Origin of the sequence: Stenotrophomonas sp. NPDC047960 (assembly GCF_043204395.1) — a bacterium.
GTDB lineage: Bacteria > Pseudomonadota > Gammaproteobacteria > Xanthomonadales > Xanthomonadaceae > Stenotrophomonas.
In genome coordinates this window covers 250,627-267,677 of record NZ_JBIDBX010000001.1, presented here as the reverse complement: position 1 = coordinate 267,677, position 17,051 = coordinate 250,627, and the positions used below count along the sequence as shown (strand labels likewise).

Sequence of the window (17,051 nt, the reverse complement as noted above, 5' to 3'; positions counted from 1 at the left end):
ATGTCCATCCTGCACGACATCGCCAGCCTCGGTGGCCACACCATGGGCACCACCTGGCAGGTCAAACTGACCACCGCGCCCGGCCGCGACCTGCACCCGCTGCATGCGGGCATCCAGGCGCAGCTGGATGCGGTGGTGGCGCAGATGAGCACCTGGGAAGCGGCCAGCGACATCGCAGCGTTCAACCGCGCAGCGGCCGGCACGTCGGTGCCGCTGCCAGCGCTGTTCGCCGAGGTGATCGACTGCGCGCTCGATATCGCCCGACGCAGCGAAGGGGCGTTCGACCCCACGGTCGGGCCGCTGGTCGCGCTGTGGGGGTTCGGTGCGCACGCACACGCGCAACGCATTCCTGATGCTGCCCAGCTTGCCGCCACACAGGCGCGCTGTGGTTGGCGACGGCTGCACAGGCAGGAGGGTCGCCTGCTCCAGCCGGGTGGGCTGGAACTGGATCTTTCCGCCATCGCCAAGGGGTTTGCCGTTGATCTGGTGAGCCGCTGGCTGCAAGGGCAAGGCATCCCGGCGGCGCTGGTGGAAGTAGGCGGTGAGCTGCATGGCTACGGCCGCAAGCCCGATGGACAACCGTGGCGGGTGCTGGTGGAAGCCGGCCCCGAAGAAGAAGCCGCACTCGCGCAGCCGCCGCGCGTGCTGGCGCTCGACGACCTGGCCGTGGCTACGTCGGGCGACCGCTGGCATCAGTTCAGCCACAACGGAGCGCAGTTCAGCCACACGCTGGACCCGCGTGCAGGCGCCCCGGTGAGTCGCGCGGCCGCGGCGGTCACGGTGGTCGCACGCGATGCGATGCACGCCGATGGCTGGGCCACAGCGTTGACCGTGATGGGCGCGCAGGAAGGGCTTGCGTTCGCCAATGCCAACACGCTGGCCGCACGCTTCATCACTCGCACGGCGCAGGGCATCGAAGAACGTCTCAGCACGGCGTTTGCCCGGTTGCTTGCCGAGCAGGAGGCTGCGACATGAAGCGCGGCCCGTCGCGCGCCGTGCTCGGCAATATCGCCGTGATGGCGGCGCTCGCCATGTTGGCGTGGCTGCTGTTGCGCCTGCACCTGCAGGAGGACTGGTGGCTGGGCGCGCCACTGGCCTCGCGCTGGCGCTGGGCGGCAGGAAGCCTCACCGCCTATGCCGCGCTGTGTGCGCTGCTGTGGTGGCGCGGAGCCCGACGCGACGATGCGGGCAGCGCCACCGGCGAAGCACCCACGCTGCTGGTCTGGGCCAGCCAGACCGGGTTTGCCCAACAGCTCTGCGAGCGCAGTGCCGAAGTACTGCGCGCGGCCGGCATGCCGGTGCGCGTGCGCGGACTGCACCAGCTGGATGCCGCGTTGCTCCGGCAGACCCGCCGCCTGCTGCTGATTGCCAGCACCACCGGCGAGGGCGATCCGCCCGACCACACCCTGCCCTTCCTGCGCCGGGTCATGCCGCAGGAGCTGGCGTTGCCGCAGCTGCACTACGGCGTGCTGGCACTGGGCGACCGCAGCTACGGGCATTTCTGCGCGTTCGGCCGCCAGCTCGATGCGTGGCTGCGCCAGCACGGCGCGCATCCCCTGTTCGACACGGTGGAAGTGGACAACGCCGACCCTGCCGCGCTGCGCCACTGGCAGCAGCTGCTGGGCCAGCTCGGCGGGAGCGCCACCGAGCTGCCCGACTGGGCGCCGGCGCAGTACCAGCCCTGGCAGCTGCACGCACGCCGCCAGGAAAATCCCGGCAGCCCCGGCGTGGCGACGTGGAGGGTGAGCCTGGTGCCGGTCGATGGCGTGCTGCCGGCGTGGCAGGCCGGCGATGTGGCGGAGATCGGTCCGCAGCACAGTCAGGTCGAGGTCGATGCCTGGCTGGCCACGCATGGACGCGATGGCGCGGCTCTGGTTGAGGGGCAGCCACTGCGCGATTGGCTGGCGCGTTCGCACTTGCCGGTGCTGCCCGATGCGGTACCGGCCGATGACGCGGCGCTTGTGGCTGCGCTCAAGCCATTGCCGCACCGTGAATATTCCATTGCCAGCATGCCGGCCGAAGGCCAGGTGCTGCTGCTGCTGCGTCGCCTCCTGCGCCCGGACGGCACGCCGGGGCTGGGCAGCGGCTGGCTGTGCGATCACGCGGCGCTGGGCGGGCGCATCGACCTGCGCTTCCGCAGCAACCCGAACTTCCACGCACCGGCGCCGGACGCACCGCTGATCCTGATAGGCAACGGCACCGGCATTGCCGGGCTGCGCGCGCACCTGCGGGCACGGGTGGACCTCGGCGCCCGGCGCAACTGGCTGCTGTTCGGCGAGCGTACCGCCGCGCATGATTTCTACTTCAAGGACGACCTGCAACGCTGGCAGCGTGACGGCATGATCGAACGCCTGGACACCGTGTTCAGCCGCGACGGCGGTGAGCATCGTTACGTGCAGGACCGCCTGCTCGCGCAGCTGGACACCCTGCGCCAGTGGGTCCGCGAGGGCGCCACGATCCTGGTCTGCGGCAGCCTGCAGGGCATGGCGCCGGCAGTGGATGCGGTGATCGAACAGGCGTTGGGCCGCGAAGGCAAAGAAGCCCTGATCGTCGCCGGCCGCTACCGCCGCGACGTTTATTGACCCAGCGCGGCAGGATCGGATTACGCCGTTATGTCGCGCTGGTCCAAGCGGATCGCGAGCAGCTCGCCGCCACCGCGCAACGCGTAGCGGCGGCGCGGTCCTGCCGCCAGCCACGCGGTATCGCCCTGCTGCAGCGGCGCCAGGTCCGCCTCGCCCTCGAACTCGGCCTGTCCGGCCAACAGATGGATCGCCCACGCCGTTCCCGGCTCGGTGAAGAAATACATATCGCCCACCAACGGGCGGTGCAACAGCTCGGCGTGCACCTGGTCACGCCGCCACATCAGGTTGAAGTCATGGGTCAGCCCGTCCACCAGCTCGCCATGGATCTCCGCTTCGCCGGCAAAACGCAGCCGATCATGCGGCGGCAGCAACGTGTGCACGCGGCCATCGGCAAAGCGCAGGCGCAGCCCTTCGCCGCGCAGCAGCACCAGTTCGCGCTCGATGCCGGGAAACGACGAGAACGCCGCATCCTGCTCGATCTCGGCAATCGACAACCGCACCTGCCAGGCGTCGCTGTCCGGCACACGCAGGATTTCACGGGTCCAGCCCAGCCCATTGCGCCAGCGTTCGCGGCGGTATTCAAAGCTGGGAATGACGCGCGTGGCAGCGCTCAATGCGGTGGCGGTCGACATGCCGCCATTGTGCCTCAGCCGGCCTTGCCGCCGCAGTCCGTTGCAAGCAGCTGCGACCGCGCCAGCCAGTCCTTGTCCGGGTAATAGGCGAACACCATCGCCCCGCCGCGCAGACTGTCGATCAACGGCCGCGCCACGGTCAGCCGCACTGCCGGGCAGCCCAGGCTGCGGCCCAGCCGCCCCTGCAGCCGGGCAATGGTGGGGTTCACGTAGGGCGCACCGTGGATGACGATGGCGCGGTCGCGCGCCTTGTCATTGAAGCCCGGCTCCAGCCCCTCCAGGCGCAGGGAATACCCATTGCCGCCCATGTAGGTTTCCTTCGCGGTGAATGCGCCGAGGCTGGACATGAAACTGCCATCGCGGTTGGAAAAGCGCTCGGTGGCGTTGCCGCCGCTGTTGCGGCCATGCGCCACCCATTCCTCGAACAACAGCTTCTGCCGGGCCAGGTCAAACACCCACATGCGCTGCTCGGTGGACGGACGCGAGTAGTCGATCACGCTCAAGCGGCCCGGATCCACGCCCAGCTCCGGCCGGCGCAGGGCGCAGGTCATTGCGTTGGCGGCCAGTTGCAGCACCTTGCGGTCCGCATTGGGTGCCGCGCGCGCCAACAGGTCGGCCAGCTGGGCCGGCGGCAACACGCGCGGGGTGGGGGCAGTCGCTGCACGGGCGATACCGGCCGGCGCGATCAGCGCCAGCCCGCACAGGGCAACGATGGCACTCGAAACGGAAAGGGATCGCATCAACGCGGTACCAGCAGGGCCATCCCTACAGGGTGGTCCCGCCTGCGTCGGATTCCAAGACCGGCTGAAGATGCTGTTCATCCGCCACCGGGCGCACCGCCGGCAGACTGGTCACCAGCAGCGTGGTGCCCGGCACCAGCGCCTTGTACAGCTGCGCGGCAAAAGACGGCGGCAGTGCCATGGGCAGGCTGGGCGTGGCCAGCAGATCCGGGGTGGCATTGCCGGCGCTCTGCCCCAGCAGCGGGTAGGCGGTCCACTTGTGCAGCTTCTGGGTTGCATCCAGCGGGCTGGCGGTGTCCGAATAGCCGTCCTGCATCACGAACAGCGTGGTGCCCTCGAACGCCGGCAGCGCCTTGGCTTCCAGCCGCGATTCACCGATCAGCACGCCATCGCGCAGCACATACAGGCGCTGGTCGTGCAGGCTGACCAGGATGCCCACCTGGCCCGCGGGTGCGGCGCTGTCGTTCCAGTAATGGTCCGGCGCATGGGTGGTTTCCAGCAGCGCCTTGCCGGTGCTGTTCACCGGCGCAAGCACCGCCGGATAGGCCAGCGTCATCGGCGCGCTCTTCGCGTCGGCCACCACCACGGTATCGCCCCGCTTGGTTTCGCCGAACAGCTTCTGCGCGAAGGCCTGGGGCAGGCGTACGCAGCCGTGCGACGCGGGATGCCCGGGCAGGTTGCCGCCGTGCAGCGCGATGCCGTCCCAGGTCAGGCGCTGCATGTAGGGCATGGGTGCGCTGTTGTAGAGATTGGATTTGTGGTCCTTGTCCTTCTGCAGGATGGTGAACACCCCGGTCGGCGTTTCATGCCCGGCCTTGCCCGAGCTGATGGTGCTCAGGCCGATGGCGATGCCATTGCGGTACACGTAGGCGCGCTGCTCATCCAGGCTGACCACCAGCACGATCGGCCCGGCCGGGGAAATCTCCGGATGCCAGAGGAACTGGCCCGGCTTGAGGTCGGTGGGGCTGGCAGCTTCGGGCGCGGACCATGCCGGGAGTGCCATGACGGCGATAAGCGAACCGGCGATGCGGTTCAGCAGCGTGCGACGTGTGAGCATGCAGCCTTCCTTCGGGTGGGTCGAGGACACGCAGGGCGTGTCGCTACCATGATGGCCAGCGCCATCGTCCTGCGCACGTAGAACTTCGTAGTGACACGCCATGCGTGTCAACCGCGCGCGGCCCGGTTCAACCATCCAGCACCGTAAAAGGTACGGTGACATGGGCAGGGCCAACGTTGAAACCCACCAATGCGCCAGACAAAATTGCCCGGTCACACATCCCTGTGCGGACCGGGCAATCGTCACGTCCTTGTCGGCATCCCGCCTTCCCCCTGTGCGTCCTGCCCAGTGTGGGTGCCGGCCATGCTCCATGCACTCGGCCGTATGTTGTTCCGCCATCCCTCCCCTTCCCGGGTATGGATGCCACCGTCCTGGTGGATCCGCGCCAATCCTTCCGCGCAGCGTCCCTGCGGGCCCCATCCCTGCGGCTGTCGAGGTGGCCGGCTCCTGCCTGGCCACCGTGACCGGCGTCATGCCGGTCGCGACCCATCCTGTTACGTCAGCGCCTTGGTACGGGTGCCGGTACTGCCCTCCTGGGCGGTGCCGCCGTGGGCGCCGCCGTGGCCCCCACCGTCATCCGTCGCCGATTCCGTTCGACCGTTGCTGTCCCTATCCCCTTCACCCGTGCCAGGTCCTCGACCCGGAGGAAAGGTCCGTGTTGTCGCCGGTACGCCACGATCGCCTGGGCCTTGTGGGGCCCCACGTTCGTCAATCCCTGCTGCAGCGTCGACGCATCTGCGGTGTTGATGTTGATGCGGTCGGCCGCCGAAGCGGTTCCGGTCAACAGCAATGCCAGCGCAAGCGCCTTCCACGAAAACCAAGGCCCCATCGTGCAGCTCCCTGTGGCGTCGAACCGACTCCTGCCGGCATCCCGTCGGGGCAGTCAGTGTGCGTCGCCACATACACACAGCCTATCGTCCACATGAACTTCACACAGCCAGCCAAATACCTGACGTGGTGTAGGGAAATCCCTACCCCCCACGCAGGCGTAGAATGGCGGGATCAGCCACATGCATTCGGAGTACCAGATGGACAGCGCCAAGCTCGGCCAATTCGTCAGTGACAAGTGGGACAGCGAGATCGTTCCTCAATTGGTCGAATACATCCGCATTCCCAACAAATCGCCGATGTTTGACGCCAATTGGGTCGAAAACGGCTACATGGAGCAGGCCGTCACCCTGATGGAAAGCTGGGCCAAGGCGCAGAAGCTGCCGGGCCTGAAGGTCGAGGTGGTGCGCCTGGAAGGCCGCACGCCGCTGCTGCTGCTGGAAATTCCCGCCACCGGCGCCGAAACCGGCGACGACACCGTGCTGCTGTACGGGCACCTGGACAAGCAGCCGGAAATGACCGGCTGGGACGACGACCTCGGTCCGTGGGTGCCGGTGCTGCGCGGCGACAAGCTGTATGGCCGCGGCGGTGCCGACGACGGCTACGCCATTTTCGGCTCGCTGGCCGCCGTGCTGGCACTGCAGGAACAGAACCTGCCACACGCCCGCTGCGTGGTGCTGATCGAAGCCTGTGAGGAATCGGGCAGCTACGACCTGCCGGCCTATGTGGACCACCTGGCCGAGCGCATCGGCAAGCCGTCGCTGGTGGTGTGCCTGGACTCGGGTTGTGCCAACTACGACCAGCTGTGGTGCACCACTTCGCTGCGCGGCCTGACCGGTGGCAACTTCTCGGTCAAGGTGCTCAACGAAGGCGTGCACTCCGGCGATGCCTCCGGCGTGGTGCCGTCCAGCTTCCGGCTGCTGCGCCAGCTGCTGTCGCGCATCGAGGACGAAAAGACCGGCCGCATCCTGCTGGACGGCATGCACGTGGACATTCCGGAAGAGCGCCAGGCCCAGGCCAAGCGCGCCGCCGAGGTGGTGGATACCGAGATCTTCGAGAAGTTCCCGATGGTCGACGGCCTCAAGCCGATGAACGATGACCTGACCGAGCTGGTGCTCAACCGCACCTGGCGCCCGGCGCTGTCGGTGACCGGCGTGGACGGCATGCCCCCGCTGGCCTCGGCCGGCAATGTGCTGCGCCCGCATACTGCGGTGAAGCTGTCGCTGCGCCTGCCGCCGACCGCCGATGGCAAGGCCTGCGGCGAGCTGCTGAAGGAAGCGCTGCTGCGCGACCCGCCCAATGGCGCTGAAGTGAAGCTGGACCTGGAAAAGGCCTCATCGGGCTGGAACGCCCCGGCGATGGCCCCGTGGCTGACCCAGGCCATCGACGACGCCAGCCAGACCTTCTTCGGCAAGCCGGCGATGTACATGGGCGAAGGTGGCTCGATTCCGTTCATGGGCATGCTGGGCGAGAAGTTCCCCGGCGCGCAGTTCATGATCACCGGCGTGCTCGGCCCGCATTCCAACGCACACGGCCCGAACGAATTCCTGCACATCCCGATGGGCAAGCGGGTCACTGCGTGCGTGTCCAAGGTGATCAGCGAGCACTACGCGGCCAGCCTGCGTGGTGAGACCAGCGGTTCGCCGGTGGCGGCCGACAGCGGCACCCGCCACGGCGGCCACGGCTGCTGCTGATAGCGACGATGACGGACGCAGCCTGCCCTTGGTAGGCTGCGTCAATCTTCTGCGGGAAACAGCGCAATGAATGGACTGTTCGGCAGCACCAGCTGGCTCTACATCATCCTGGTCGGCTTCGTGGTCGGCCTGCTTGGGCGCTTTGTGATGCCTGGCAACAACCGCATGGGCTGCCTGCTGACCATCGTACTCGGCATTGTCGGCGCATTGGTGGCCGGCTGGTTTGGCCAGTACATGGGCTGGTATGCGCGCGGTGAGCCTGCCGGCTTCATCGGTGCGATCCTGGGTGCCGTTGCCGTGCTGGCCCTGCTGCGGCTTTTCAGCAGCAAGCGCTGAACGCCCTTACCCCACTTCCTCCCGGGCGCCGCAGGGCGCCGCTTCGACGTACCTGTCCATGAACGATCCTGCTTCCGACCCACTGCGCGCCGAGCTTCGCCGGCAGTGGACCTGCGCCGCGCTGGGCGACCCCGACCTGCACCTGGACCGGGCGTCAGTGGACGCCGGTTTCCGCAGCTACTGGCGCGCTACCAGCGTGCACGGCAGCCACATCGTGATGGATTCGCCACCCGGGCTGGAGGACGTGCGCCCGTGGCTGCGCATGCATGACCTGCTGGAACCCAACGGCGTGCGCGTGCCGCAGGTACTGGCCCGCGACGAGGAACAGGGGTTGCTGCTGCTTGAGGACCTTGGCGGCCCGACCCTGGCCCGGCACATCGATGACGCCAACGCAGACGCGTGGTTCGATGCCGCCTTTGCGCAGCTGATCCGCCTGCAGCAGATCCCGGTGCCCGAGGGCATGGGGGCGTTCGGCGAAGCCCTGCTGCAGCGGGACGCCGGATTGTTCGACGAGTGGTTCCTGCAACGCCACCTGGGCCTGCAGCTGGACTGCGGCGAACTGGAAACACTGCAGCTCGCCCATCGCCGGCTGATGGACAACGCCCTGCAGCAGCCGCAGGTGCTTACCCATCGCGATTTCATGCCGCGCAACCTGATGCCGACCGAACCGGGCCCGGCCGTGCTCGATTTCCAGGACCTCGTGCGCGGGCCGATCGCTTACGACCCGGTGAGCCTGTTCAAGGATGCGTTCCTGAGCTGGCCGCTGGAACGCGTGGACGCCTGGCTGGCCCGCTACCACGCGCAGGCGCAGGCGGCAGGGCTGCCGGTGCGGCCATGGCCGCAGTTCCTGCGCGATGCCGACTGGATGGGCGTGCAGCGCCACCTGAAGATCCTGGGCCTGTTCGTGCGCCTGCGCGACCGCGACGGCAAGGGCCACTATTTCGCCGACGCACCGCGTTTCATCCGCTATCTGGATGAAGTGCTGCCGCGCCATCCGGAACTGGCCGGGTTGAACACCCTGCTGCAGGAGCGGATCAAGCCGGCGATGGCCGCGCTGGCGTTGCCGATATCCAGCCGCGCATGAAGGCGATCATCTTCAGCGCCGGCAAGGGCGAGCGCATGCGCCCGCTCACGCTCACCACGCCCAAGCCGTTGCTGGTGGCAGGCGGCAAACCGCTGATCGCCTGGCACCTGGAACGGTTGGCCACGGCCGGTTTCAGCGAGGTGGTGATCAACACCTCGTGGCTGGGCCATCAGTTCGAACCGGCGCTGGGCAACGGGGATCGCTGGGGCCTGCGCCTGCGCTACGTCAAGGAAGGCACGGTCCCGCTGGAAACCGGTGGCGGCATCCTCAATGCGCTGCCGCTGCTGGGTGACGCACCGTTCCTGGTGGTCAACGGCGATGTGTGGACCGATGTGGATTTCAGCACCTTGCCTCGGCAGCCGCAGGGCGATGCGCACCTGGTGCTGGTCGACAACCCGGTGCAGCACCCGCGCGGGGATTTCATCCTGCGTGCGGATGGCACGGTCAGTGATGACGGCGATGCACCGCGGCTGACCTATGCCGGCGTGGGCGTGTATCGCCCGTCGATCCTGCACGGATGGCGCGAGGTGATCGGTGCAACGGAGGGCGCGTCAGCGAACCCGCCGCAGTTCGGTCTGGCCCCGCTGATGCGCCACGCCATGGCAAACGGCCGGGTAACCGGGCAGCATCATCAAGGAAAGTGGACCGATGTAGGCACACCCGAACGTCTGGCGGCCTTGGACGCATCCCTGCGGTAGGGTTGGATCCCAATCAACCGCCGACAACGCCCATCGGCGCGGCGAACGCATGACCACGGCCGAAGCCCACGCCGTTTGAGGTCATGCCACAAAAGAACGTTGCCCGGTTACGTGCAGTCGATTGGGATGCGACCCTACCAGCGGCCTACCCTCACAACCGGTGCGAGCCTTCTTCCACCACCTGCCGCAGGAACGGCACGGTAACGCGCCGCTGCGCAGCCAGCGACTCCCGGTCCAGCCAGTCCAGCAGGCTCACCAGGCTGCCCAGCTCCCGCCCGGTGCGGGTCAACAACCACTCAATAGCGGCCTCATCAATCGACAACCCCCGCCGCGCCGCGCGCTCACGCAGCACGGCCGCGCGGCCTTCATCATCCAACGGCTGCAGCACCACGCGCACGCACTGCTGCAGGCGCGAGCGCAGGTCGGGCAGCACCAGGCCCAGCTGGTCGGGCGCGTGCTGCGCGGTATACAGCAAAGTGACGCCAGCACTGCGCGCGCGGTTGTGGAAATCGAACAACGCCACCTCGTCGTCGCGGTTGCCGGCCACCGCATCCAGCCCATCCAGCGCCACGAGATCGCGGCCTTCCAGCGATTCCAGCGCAGCGCGGGTACGACCCGCCACCGCCTTCAGCGGCAGGTAGGTCGGCTGCCGCCCGGCCTGTTCGGCCAGCGAACACATCGCCAGAGCCTGGTGGGTCTTGCCGGTGCCCGTCGCGCCCTCGAGGTACACCCACTGCTGGTCTTCGCCCACGGCAATGGCGCGCAGCTGCGCCAGCGCACCATCCGGTGCACCGATGAAGGTCTCCAGCCGCTCGTCCTGCGGGTAACGCAGGGCAAGCGGCAGCTGCGGCACTACGCTCACTGCGGGTCCGGGCCCTTGGGCGCGTCGACGATCAGGACCGGCTTCTCGATGTACGGATCAAGCACGATCGTGGTCTTTTCGCCGGCGTACAGTTCACTCTCGCGATAGCGCAGGTGCGCATAGCGCAGCAGCACATTGCTGACCGCCGCCACCGGCAACGCCAGCAGCATGCCCAGGAAACCGAACAGCTGGCCACCGGCCATCACCGCGAAGATCACCGCCACCGGGTGCAGGCCGATCTTGTCGCCGACAATGCGCGGGGTGAGCACGTAGCTTTCCAGCAGCTGGCCCACGGTGAACACGACGCCGACCAGGATCAGCAGCTTCAGGTCAAAGCCCTGTGCCTGCACCAGCGCGGCGAGCACCGCCATGACAATGCCGGTGGTGGCACCCAGGTACGGAATGAAGCTGATCAGGCCGGCGATCAGGCCGATCAACAGGCCCAGTTTCAGGCCGACCAGCGACAGTCCGATGGCATAGATCAGGCCGAGCGCGACCATCACCAGGAACTGGCCACGGATGAACGCGCCGAGCACTTCATTGGATTCCCGCGCCAGCTTGGTGATGGTGCCCACGTGGTTGCGTGGAATGGTCGAAGCAACGCGCTCGACCAGCTTGTCCCAGTCGCGCAGGAAGTAGAAGGCCAGGATCGGCAGCAGCAGGATGTTGACCACCCAGGTCACCATCGCAAAGCCCGAGCGCGATACGTAACCGAAGAAGGTCTTGGCGAAGCCGCCGGCCTGTTCCCAGTGGCTGCGCACCCACTCGATCAGGCGGTCTGGTTCCAGCCAGGGCATGATTTCCATGCCGGTCTTCTGCTCGAACCACGGAATGCCCTTCTCCATCAGCCATTGCTGGGCCTGGGGAATGGCCGCGATCAGGGTGGAGATCTGACGTTCGATCATAGGCACCAGGATCAGCAGCGCGGCGGTGATGACCAGCACCATTGCCACGAACACCAGCACCACGCCGGTGTTGCGCGAGCGGCCGTTGGCTTCGATGCGGTCCACCAGCGGATCGCCCAGCCAGGCCAGCGCCAGCGCGAGCACGAACGGGGTCAGGATCGGGGCCAACAGCCACACCACCCAACCTACCGCCAGCGCGAACAGGATGTACTTGACGCGGCGCAGGAACTGCGCGATCTCGGCTTCCGGGGTGAGGGTCATCGCAGACGGTACTCGTTGCTGGCGGGCGGTGGCGGGGTGCCGGGAGCGGCGTCCTCGTCGATCGGTACCGGCAGCGGGGCCAGCGGCACGATCACCCCGTTCTCGCCCAGCATGCGGTTCAACCCGGCCAGGCCGGCGGTCATGTCCAGCGACAGCTCCAGACGGTTGCCCGAGGCGCGCAGCGGCGTGATGTTGCGCACCACCGGGTTCTCGCGCAGGCCGGCGGCCAGGCGCATGTAGTCCTCTGCGCTGTCGACGCCGATCACAGCGATGGTGTAGGTGCCGGCCGCTCCGGTAGCCGCACCGGCCTTGGCGTAGCGCTTGACCAGCGCGTCAGCCGCACCGTCGGCGCCGCTGGACATGGCGCGGCGGGCGTCGCTGTCCTTCACCGTCCACTTGTTCAGCTCCTTGCCGCCATCCACGAACACCCAGTCGGCCACCCAGCCGCCGGTGGTGTCGCGGTAGAGCTTGCCGACCAGCTGCATCGGCGGGGCGTAGCGCGAGGAGGCGCGGGCCACGGCGGCGGTGTCCTGGCGCCAGATCGAGCCGACCACGGCCTGCTCTGCGGCGCTGCCGGTGGGCAGGCCGAGCTTGTAGCCGCGTTCGATGGCGCGATTCAGCAACGGCCGTGCCGCATTGGCCTGCTGCACGGTCACCAGGCGGGGGCCGGACCCATCATCGATGGCCAGCCAGACCACCGGCTTGGGCCGCGGCTGCGGCCACACCGGCAGGCCCAGTGCGGAAATCAGTCCGTCCACGTCGTCCTGGCGGAACCGGGCCACCAGCATGGTGCGGTAGCTGGGGGCGCCGCTGGCCGAGGTGCTCTGGTCCTGGCGGTAGTCATAGCTGACCACGTAGTTCTTCGCATCGCGCAGGGCCTGCATCACGCCAGGGCGGGACAGCACGCTGCGGTCGCCCGACAGCTTGGTCAGCACGTTGCCCAGCGCGCGGGCCAGGGCGCCATTGCGATCGGACTCGCCCTGGCTGTTGACCGGCACTTCGGCCTCGTAGGCCCCGCTGGCCGTGGCCACGTCGCCTTCGGTACGCAGGCCGCTCTGGGCCATCGTGGCCACCGGCAGGCACAGCGCGAGGAACATCATTACAAAGAGGCTGCGGCGCATCAGGACTTCCATTGAGCGTATCCGGGGGGAATTGTTGCCCGAATAGGGCCTGCGCGCCAACGTGGCCTGTTAAAATCCCGCTTTCACCCCAGCGCAGCGCCGACGCCCGTGACCAATTCCCCGTCCAACCCCTCCCCCCTGACCTACCGCGACGCCGGCGTCGACATCGACGCGGGCAATGAACTGGTCGAGCGCATCAAACCGCTGGTGAAGCGCAGCTTCCGGCCCGAGGTGATGGGTGGCCTGGGTGGGTTCGGTGCCCTGTTCGACCTGTCCAGCAAGTACCGCGAGCCGGTGCTGGTCTCGGGTACGGACGGCGTGGGCACCAAGCTGAAGCTGGCACAACAGCTGGGCCGCCACGACACGATCGGCATCGACCTGGTCGCCATGTGCGTGAACGACGTGCTGGTGCAGGGCGCCGAGCCGTTGTTCTTCCTGGACTATTTCGCCACCGGCAAGCTGGACATCGACACTGCCGCGGCGGTCGTGGGCGGCATCGCCAACGGCTGCACCGAGGCGGGCTGCGCGCTGATCGGCGGCGAAACCGCTGAGATGCCCGACATGTACGCCCCGGGCGAATACGACCTGGCCGGCTTCACCGTGGCCGGTGTGGAAAAGAGCGAGCTGAAGGACGGCGCCAGCGTCGCCGAAGGCGACGTGCTGATCGGCATCGCCTCCTCCGGCCCGCATTCCAATGGCTACTCGCTGGTCCGCCGCATCTACGACCGCGCCGGCCGCCCCGCCGACCTGGAGCTGGAAGGTGGGGTCAAGCTGGTCGATGCGCTGATGGCGCCGACCCGCCTGTACGTGAAGCCGATCCTGGCCCTGCTCAAGAGCCACGGCGCAGCCATCCACGGCATGGCCCACATCACCGGTGGCGGCCTGACCGAAAACATCATCCGCGTGGTGCCCGAGGGCCTGGGCCTGGACATCGACGCGTCGTCCTGGACCCTGCCGCCGGTGTTCCAGTGGCTGCAGCGTGAAGGTGCAGTGGCCGACAGCGAAATGTGGCGCACCTTCAACTGCGGCATCGGCTTCGTGCTGATCGTCGCCGCGGACCAGGTGGCTGGCGTGACCGCCGCCGTCGAAGCCCAGGGCCTGGCGCAGTGGACCATCGGCAAGGTCACCCAGGCCAACGGCGCCGAACGCGTGCGGATCGGCTGACCGCTCAAGGAGACCTGCATGGACGCACCGCTCCCGCCCGCCCCCTCGCTGACCGTGGAAGACGCGTCGCATCTGCGGCTGTTGTCGATCTTCCACTATGTGGTGGCCGGGCTCACCGCGCTGTTCTCGCTGTTTCCGCTGATCCATGTAGGCATCGGCATCGCCGCGCTGAGCGGCGCGATGCCCATCGAGAGCAATGGCGGGACGGCGTCGCCTGATGAGACCCGGCTGTTCGGCTGGCTGTTCATCGGGATCGGCTCGATCCTTATCCTGTGCGGGCTGACCCTGGCCGCCTTCATGGCCTACGCCGGGCGCTGCCTGGCCCGCCAGCAGCGGCATACGCTGTGCCTGGTCGTGGCCGCGCTGTCCTGCGTATTGATGCCGCTCGGCACGGTGCTTGGCGTGTTCACCCTGATCGTACTGCTGCGGCCGGCGGTCAAGGTTGCCTTCGATTCTTCTCCCACTGCCCACGCCTGAGGCCTGCCGATGTCTTCCACGCCCCCGCCGCTGAACGTCCCGCGCGGCTGGACACCGCATCAGGTCGCCTCGCACCTGCATACGCTGAAGATCCTGTTCTACATCCTGGGCGCGCTGGAACTGCTGCTGGTGCCGATCCTGGTGCTGGGCGCCGCCGGCGGCTACATCAGCGAAAGCAACAGCGCCAACCCCAACGCCCAGCCGGCGCTGCTGGCGGCGATCATGGTCGGCGCCGGCGCGATCTTCGCCGGGCTGGGTACCTTGAACATCCTAGGCGCGCGGCGCATGGCCGAGCGCCGTTCGCACAAGCTGTGCAAAATTGCCGCCGGTGCGGCCTGCCTGGCCGGCGCGCTCGGCATCGCGCTGGGCGTGTACGCGTTGATCGTGCTGATGCGCCCGGAAGTAGTGGCCAGCTTCAGGGATTCCGACGGTACGGTTGCGGCATGAGCGACGGCAGTCTCCTGCCAGGGTCCAGCCTGCCCCGCGCGCGACGCATGACGCCGGCCAAGAAGGCGGCGTTCGTCGGCGTGCTCGCGCTGTTCGCGCTGACCTGGATCCAGCCGATGTGGCCGGTCGAACAAGGGCTGCACAGCAGCCTCACCGTGATCGGTCTGGTTGCGCTGTGGTGGGTGGACCGGCGCTGGACGCTGGGCAGCGGCGCGTTCGCGGCCGTCTGCGGCTTCATTGCGATCCACTGCATCGCCGCGCGCTGGCTGTATTCCAACGTGCCCTACGACGCATGGCTGCAGGCCGCGGTGCACTGGTCGCCGAACGCGGCCTTCGGCTGGGAACGCAACCACTTCGACCGCCTGATCCACCTGTTGTACGGCATCTGCTTCACCCCGGCACTGACCCAGCTGACGCGCCACGCCTGGCCCACACTGCGTATCGGACAGGCCTTCGCGCTGGCAGTGATGGCTGTGATGTGTTCGAGCCTGGTCTACGAATGGTTCGAATGGGGCATTGCCCTGATGTTGTCACCCGAAGCGGCCGAGTCGTACAACGGCCAGCAGGGCGACCTGTGGGACGCGCATGCGGACATGCTGCTCGCCACGGTGGGCGCGCTGCTCACCTGGCCGCTGCTGAAGCGGAACGTACTGAAATGAGTTCACCCAGCCGCATCGCGGTGCTGGCCTCCGGCCGTGGCAGCAACCTGCAGGCGATCCTCGATGCGATCGCCGCCGGTACGCTCGACGCCGAGGTGGTGGCGGTGCTGTCGGACAAGCCCGACGCCTCGGCCCTGCATAAGGTCGCGCCCGGGCAGCGCTGGGCGCGTTCGCCCAAGGAGTTCGCCGACCGCGCCGCGTTCGATGCCGCGCTTGGCGATGCGCTGGCCGCCTTTGCCCCGGACTGGGTGGTCTGCGCCGGTTACATGCGCATCCTCGGCGAAGCCTTCGTGCAGCGTTTTGCCGGCCGGCTGGTCAATATCCATCCGTCGCTGCTCCCGCTATACAAAGGCCTGCACACCCACGCCCGCGCGCTGGAGGCCGGCGATGCCGAAGCCGGGGCCAGCGTGCACTTCGTGGTGCCCGAACTGGATGCGGGCACGGTGCTGGCCCAGGCGCGGGTGCCGGTCCTGCCCGGCGACAGCGTCGAACAGCTCGCCCAGCGCGTGCTGGCGGTGGAGCATCCGCTGCTGATCGCCAGCCTGCAGTGGCTGGTGGCCGGCCGGGTAGCTGAACGCGACGGTCAGCTGGTCGTTGACGGCCACCCCCTGTTCAGTCCCATGCGCCTAGATTGCGCCGGACAGCTGACCCCCTGACGGCGGCGCACACGCGCCGCTGACCCGGCCGCTGGCATCCTCCTCCTTCCCCCGCTTCCGCGCGCGCATGAAAACCATTCTGTCCAAACCGCTGGTGCTGCTTGCCTCCCTGCTGTGCACGGTGGCGATCGCGCAGGCGCAGGAACCCACCCCGCCGGACCTGCCGGTGCTGCCACCGCCCAGTGCCTGGGAGGCGCCGCCGCTGGAGCCGTTCACGGCCACCTACCAGGCCCTGTACAAGGGCAAGGAAGCGGGCGATGCGACCATGCGCGTCACCCATACCGGTGGCGACCAGTGGCGCGTGGACATGCAGGTGGTGGGCCGGCGCGGCTTTGCCAGCGTGCTGGGCCTGAACCTGGAACAGAGCACCGTGTTCGAGAAGCACGGCACCACCTATGTGCCGCTGAGCCAGGCGACGGTGCGCAAGGGCCTGTTCCTCGGCAAGAAGGTCACCGGCACCTATGACTGGAAGGCCGGTACCGCACAGTGGGTGGGCGACCTGAAGAAGGAACGCACCCAGCCGGTTCCGCTGCAGCCCGGCGACCAGAGCGCATTGCTGCTGAATCTTGCGATCATGCGCGATGCGCGCCCGGGCGGGCAGATGCATTACCGTTATGCGGATATGGGCAGGGTGCGCCAGCATGACTACCAGGCCGCATCCGCCACCGAGAACGTCGAGGTCGGCGAGCTGTCCTACAACGCGCTGCGGGTGTACCGCACCAACGGCGGCAACGATGAAACCATCCTCTGGATCGCCAATGGGGTTCCCACCCCGGTGCGCATCCTGCAACGCGAAGACGGTCAGGATCGGATCGATCTGCGCCTGATCGAATACCAAGGAGTTTGAG

Annotated in this window: 19 protein-coding genes; 12 read left to right on the top strand and 7 right to left on the bottom strand. The window is 67.9% G+C overall.

The genetic code is table 11. From position 1 onward, the window contains the following. Both ACGFZ3_RS01495 and ACGFZ3_RS01490 read left to right on the top strand, forming a co-directional pair. Positions 1-975: an FAD:protein FMN transferase gene (locus ACGFZ3_RS01495; RefSeq protein ID WP_392915432.1), complete on the top strand. Its 975-nt coding sequence runs from the start codon at positions 1-3 to the stop codon at positions 973-975. Beyond that, complete coding sequence (locus ACGFZ3_RS01490) at positions 972-2,582, top strand: sulfite reductase subunit alpha (RefSeq protein WP_392915429.1); 1,611 nt, start codon at positions 972-974, stop codon at positions 2,580-2,582. Before ACGFZ3_RS01495 ends, ACGFZ3_RS01490 begins: the two co-directional genes overlap by 4 nt. A gap of 20 nt (positions 2,583-2,602) precedes the next feature. Here ACGFZ3_RS01490 and ACGFZ3_RS01485 read toward each other — a convergent pair whose 3' ends face one another. The 4 genes from ACGFZ3_RS01485 to ACGFZ3_RS01470 all read right to left on the bottom strand — a co-directional run bounded on the left by ACGFZ3_RS01485 (position 2,603) and on the right by ACGFZ3_RS01470 (position 5,840). Then, complete coding sequence (locus ACGFZ3_RS01485; RefSeq protein ID WP_392915427.1) at positions 2,603-3,214, bottom strand: HutD family protein; 612 nt, start codon at positions 3,212-3,214, stop codon at positions 2,603-2,605. Positions 3,215-3,228: 14 nt separating this feature from the next. Then, positions 3,229-3,954, bottom strand: a complete 726-nt coding sequence (locus ACGFZ3_RS01480; protein ID WP_392915424.1) for a murein L,D-transpeptidase catalytic domain family protein — start codon at positions 3,952-3,954, stop codon at positions 3,229-3,231. A 25-nt stretch (positions 3,955-3,979) separates the two neighbouring features. After that, a complete protein-coding gene (locus tag ACGFZ3_RS01475; RefSeq protein ID WP_392917527.1) occupies positions 3,980-4,957 on the bottom strand; it encodes a L,D-transpeptidase in 978 nt (325 codons plus the stop codon). A 553-nt stretch (positions 4,958-5,510) separates the two neighbouring features. Continuing rightward, entirely contained in the window at positions 5,511-5,840 is a 330-nt protein-coding gene (locus ACGFZ3_RS01470) for a ComEA family DNA-binding protein (RefSeq protein ID WP_392915421.1), read from the bottom strand. Between the two features lie 199 nt (positions 5,841-6,039). Here ACGFZ3_RS01470 and ACGFZ3_RS01465 point away from each other — a divergent pair, with 199 nt between their 5' ends. From ACGFZ3_RS01465 to murU, 4 genes are all read left to right on the top strand, one after another. Beyond that, on the top strand, positions 6,040-7,533 hold the full coding sequence (locus tag ACGFZ3_RS01465; protein ID WP_392917524.1) for a M20 family metallopeptidase: 1,494 nt from the start codon (positions 6,040-6,042) through the stop codon (positions 7,531-7,533). A gap of 66 nt (positions 7,534-7,599) precedes the next feature. Continuing rightward, a complete protein-coding gene (locus tag ACGFZ3_RS01460) occupies positions 7,600-7,869 on the top strand; it encodes a GlsB/YeaQ/YmgE family stress response membrane protein (RefSeq protein ID WP_392915418.1) in 270 nt (89 codons plus the stop codon). A 58-nt stretch (positions 7,870-7,927) separates the two neighbouring features. Then, positions 7,928-8,953 (top strand): aminoglycoside phosphotransferase family protein, encoded by a 1,026-nt coding sequence (locus ACGFZ3_RS01455; protein WP_392915415.1) that lies wholly within the window; start codon positions 7,928-7,930, stop codon positions 8,951-8,953. Beyond that, entirely contained in the window at positions 8,950-9,651 is a 702-nt protein-coding gene (gene murU, locus ACGFZ3_RS01450; protein ID WP_392915412.1) for an N-acetylmuramate alpha-1-phosphate uridylyltransferase MurU, read from the top strand. Before ACGFZ3_RS01455 ends, murU begins: the two co-directional genes overlap by 4 nt. A gap of 151 nt (positions 9,652-9,802) precedes the next feature. On the opposite strand, the gene hda is transcribed toward murU, so the two are convergent. The 3 genes from hda to ACGFZ3_RS01435 are packed head-to-tail and all read right to left on the bottom strand — an operon-like array spanning position 9,803 to position 12,800. After that, positions 9,803-10,513: a DnaA regulatory inactivator Hda gene (gene hda / locus ACGFZ3_RS01445; RefSeq protein ID WP_392915408.1), complete on the bottom strand. Its 711-nt coding sequence runs from the start codon at positions 10,511-10,513 to the stop codon at positions 9,803-9,805. Further along, positions 10,510-11,679: an AI-2E family transporter gene (locus tag ACGFZ3_RS01440; protein WP_392915405.1), complete on the bottom strand. Its 1,170-nt coding sequence runs from the start codon at positions 11,677-11,679 to the stop codon at positions 10,510-10,512. The genes hda and ACGFZ3_RS01440 overlap by 4 nt, the downstream gene beginning before the upstream one ends. Continuing rightward, complete coding sequence (locus tag ACGFZ3_RS01435) at positions 11,676-12,800, bottom strand: DUF2066 domain-containing protein (RefSeq protein ID WP_392915403.1); 1,125 nt, start codon at positions 12,798-12,800, stop codon at positions 11,676-11,678. Before ACGFZ3_RS01435 ends, ACGFZ3_RS01440 begins: the two co-directional genes overlap by 4 nt. A 138-nt stretch (positions 12,801-12,938) precedes the next feature. Here ACGFZ3_RS01435 and purM point away from each other — a divergent pair, with 138 nt between their 5' ends. The 6 genes from purM (at position 12,939) to ACGFZ3_RS01405 (ending at position 17,050) form a co-directional block, all read left to right on the top strand. Next, positions 12,939-13,964, top strand: a complete 1,026-nt coding sequence (purM, locus tag ACGFZ3_RS01430; protein ID WP_392917521.1) for a phosphoribosylformylglycinamidine cyclo-ligase — start codon at positions 12,939-12,941, stop codon at positions 13,962-13,964. 18 nt (positions 13,965-13,982) lie between these two features. Then, on the top strand, positions 13,983-14,441 hold the full coding sequence (locus tag ACGFZ3_RS01425) for a hypothetical protein (RefSeq protein WP_392915400.1): 459 nt from the start codon (positions 13,983-13,985) through the stop codon (positions 14,439-14,441). Between the two features lie 9 nt (positions 14,442-14,450). Then, positions 14,451-14,888 (top strand): hypothetical protein, encoded by a 438-nt coding sequence (locus tag ACGFZ3_RS01420; RefSeq protein WP_392915397.1) that lies wholly within the window; start codon positions 14,451-14,453, stop codon positions 14,886-14,888. 47 nt (positions 14,889-14,935) lie between these two features. Continuing rightward, a complete protein-coding gene (locus ACGFZ3_RS01415) occupies positions 14,936-15,547 on the top strand; it encodes a DUF2238 domain-containing protein (RefSeq protein WP_392917519.1) in 612 nt (203 codons plus the stop codon). Further along, positions 15,544-16,203: a phosphoribosylglycinamide formyltransferase gene (gene purN, locus ACGFZ3_RS01410; protein WP_392915394.1), complete on the top strand. Its 660-nt coding sequence runs from the start codon at positions 15,544-15,546 to the stop codon at positions 16,201-16,203. Before ACGFZ3_RS01415 ends, purN begins: the two co-directional genes overlap by 4 nt. A gap of 67 nt (positions 16,204-16,270) precedes the next feature. Next, entirely contained in the window at positions 16,271-17,050 is a 780-nt protein-coding gene (locus tag ACGFZ3_RS01405; protein WP_392915391.1) for a DUF3108 domain-containing protein, read from the top strand. Position 17,051: the final 1 nt, after the last annotated feature.

What these genes read in the sequence shown, in the direction of transcription:
- ACGFZ3_RS01495 (WP_392915432.1), top strand. Translation starts at nt 1, where the DNA reads ATGTCCATCCTGCACGACATCGCCAGCCTCGGTGGCCACACCATGGGC.
- ACGFZ3_RS01490 (WP_392915429.1), top strand. Translation starts at nt 972, where the DNA reads ATGAAGCGCGGCCCGTCGCGCGCCGTGCTCGGCAATATCGCCGTGATG.
- ACGFZ3_RS01485 (WP_392915427.1), bottom strand. Translation starts at nt 3,214, where the DNA reads ATGTCGACCGCCACCGCATTGAGCGCTGCCACGCGCGTCATTCCCAGC.
- ACGFZ3_RS01480 (WP_392915424.1), bottom strand. Translation starts at nt 3,954, where the DNA reads ATGCGATCCCTTTCCGTTTCGAGTGCCATCGTTGCCCTGTGCGGGCTG.
- ACGFZ3_RS01475 (WP_392917527.1), bottom strand. Translation starts at nt 4,957, where the DNA reads ATGGCACTCCCGGCATGGTCCGCGCCCGAAGCTGCCAGCCCCACCGAC.
- ACGFZ3_RS01470 (WP_392915421.1), bottom strand. Translation starts at nt 5,840, where the DNA reads ATGGGGCCTTGGTTTTCGTGGAAGGCGCTTGCGCTGGCATTGCTGTTG.
- ACGFZ3_RS01465 (WP_392917524.1), top strand. Translation starts at nt 6,040, where the DNA reads ATGGACAGCGCCAAGCTCGGCCAATTCGTCAGTGACAAGTGGGACAGC.
- ACGFZ3_RS01460 (WP_392915418.1), top strand. Translation starts at nt 7,600, where the DNA reads ATGAATGGACTGTTCGGCAGCACCAGCTGGCTCTACATCATCCTGGTC.
- ACGFZ3_RS01455 (WP_392915415.1), top strand. Translation starts at nt 7,928, where the DNA reads ATGAACGATCCTGCTTCCGACCCACTGCGCGCCGAGCTTCGCCGGCAG.
- murU (WP_392915412.1), top strand. Translation starts at nt 8,950, where the DNA reads ATGAAGGCGATCATCTTCAGCGCCGGCAAGGGCGAGCGCATGCGCCCG.
- ACGFZ3_RS01440 (WP_392915405.1), bottom strand. Translation starts at nt 11,679, where the DNA reads ATGACCCTCACCCCGGAAGCCGAGATCGCGCAGTTCCTGCGCCGCGTC.
- ACGFZ3_RS01435 (WP_392915403.1), bottom strand. Translation starts at nt 12,800, where the DNA reads ATGCGCCGCAGCCTCTTTGTAATGATGTTCCTCGCGCTGTGCCTGCCG.
- ACGFZ3_RS01425 (WP_392915400.1), top strand. Translation starts at nt 13,983, where the DNA reads ATGGACGCACCGCTCCCGCCCGCCCCCTCGCTGACCGTGGAAGACGCG.
- ACGFZ3_RS01420 (WP_392915397.1), top strand. Translation starts at nt 14,451, where the DNA reads ATGTCTTCCACGCCCCCGCCGCTGAACGTCCCGCGCGGCTGGACACCG.
- ACGFZ3_RS01415 (WP_392917519.1), top strand. Translation starts at nt 14,936, where the DNA reads ATGACGCCGGCCAAGAAGGCGGCGTTCGTCGGCGTGCTCGCGCTGTTC.
- purN (WP_392915394.1), top strand. Translation starts at nt 15,544, where the DNA reads ATGAGTTCACCCAGCCGCATCGCGGTGCTGGCCTCCGGCCGTGGCAGC.
- ACGFZ3_RS01405 (WP_392915391.1), top strand. Translation starts at nt 16,271, where the DNA reads ATGAAAACCATTCTGTCCAAACCGCTGGTGCTGCTTGCCTCCCTGCTG.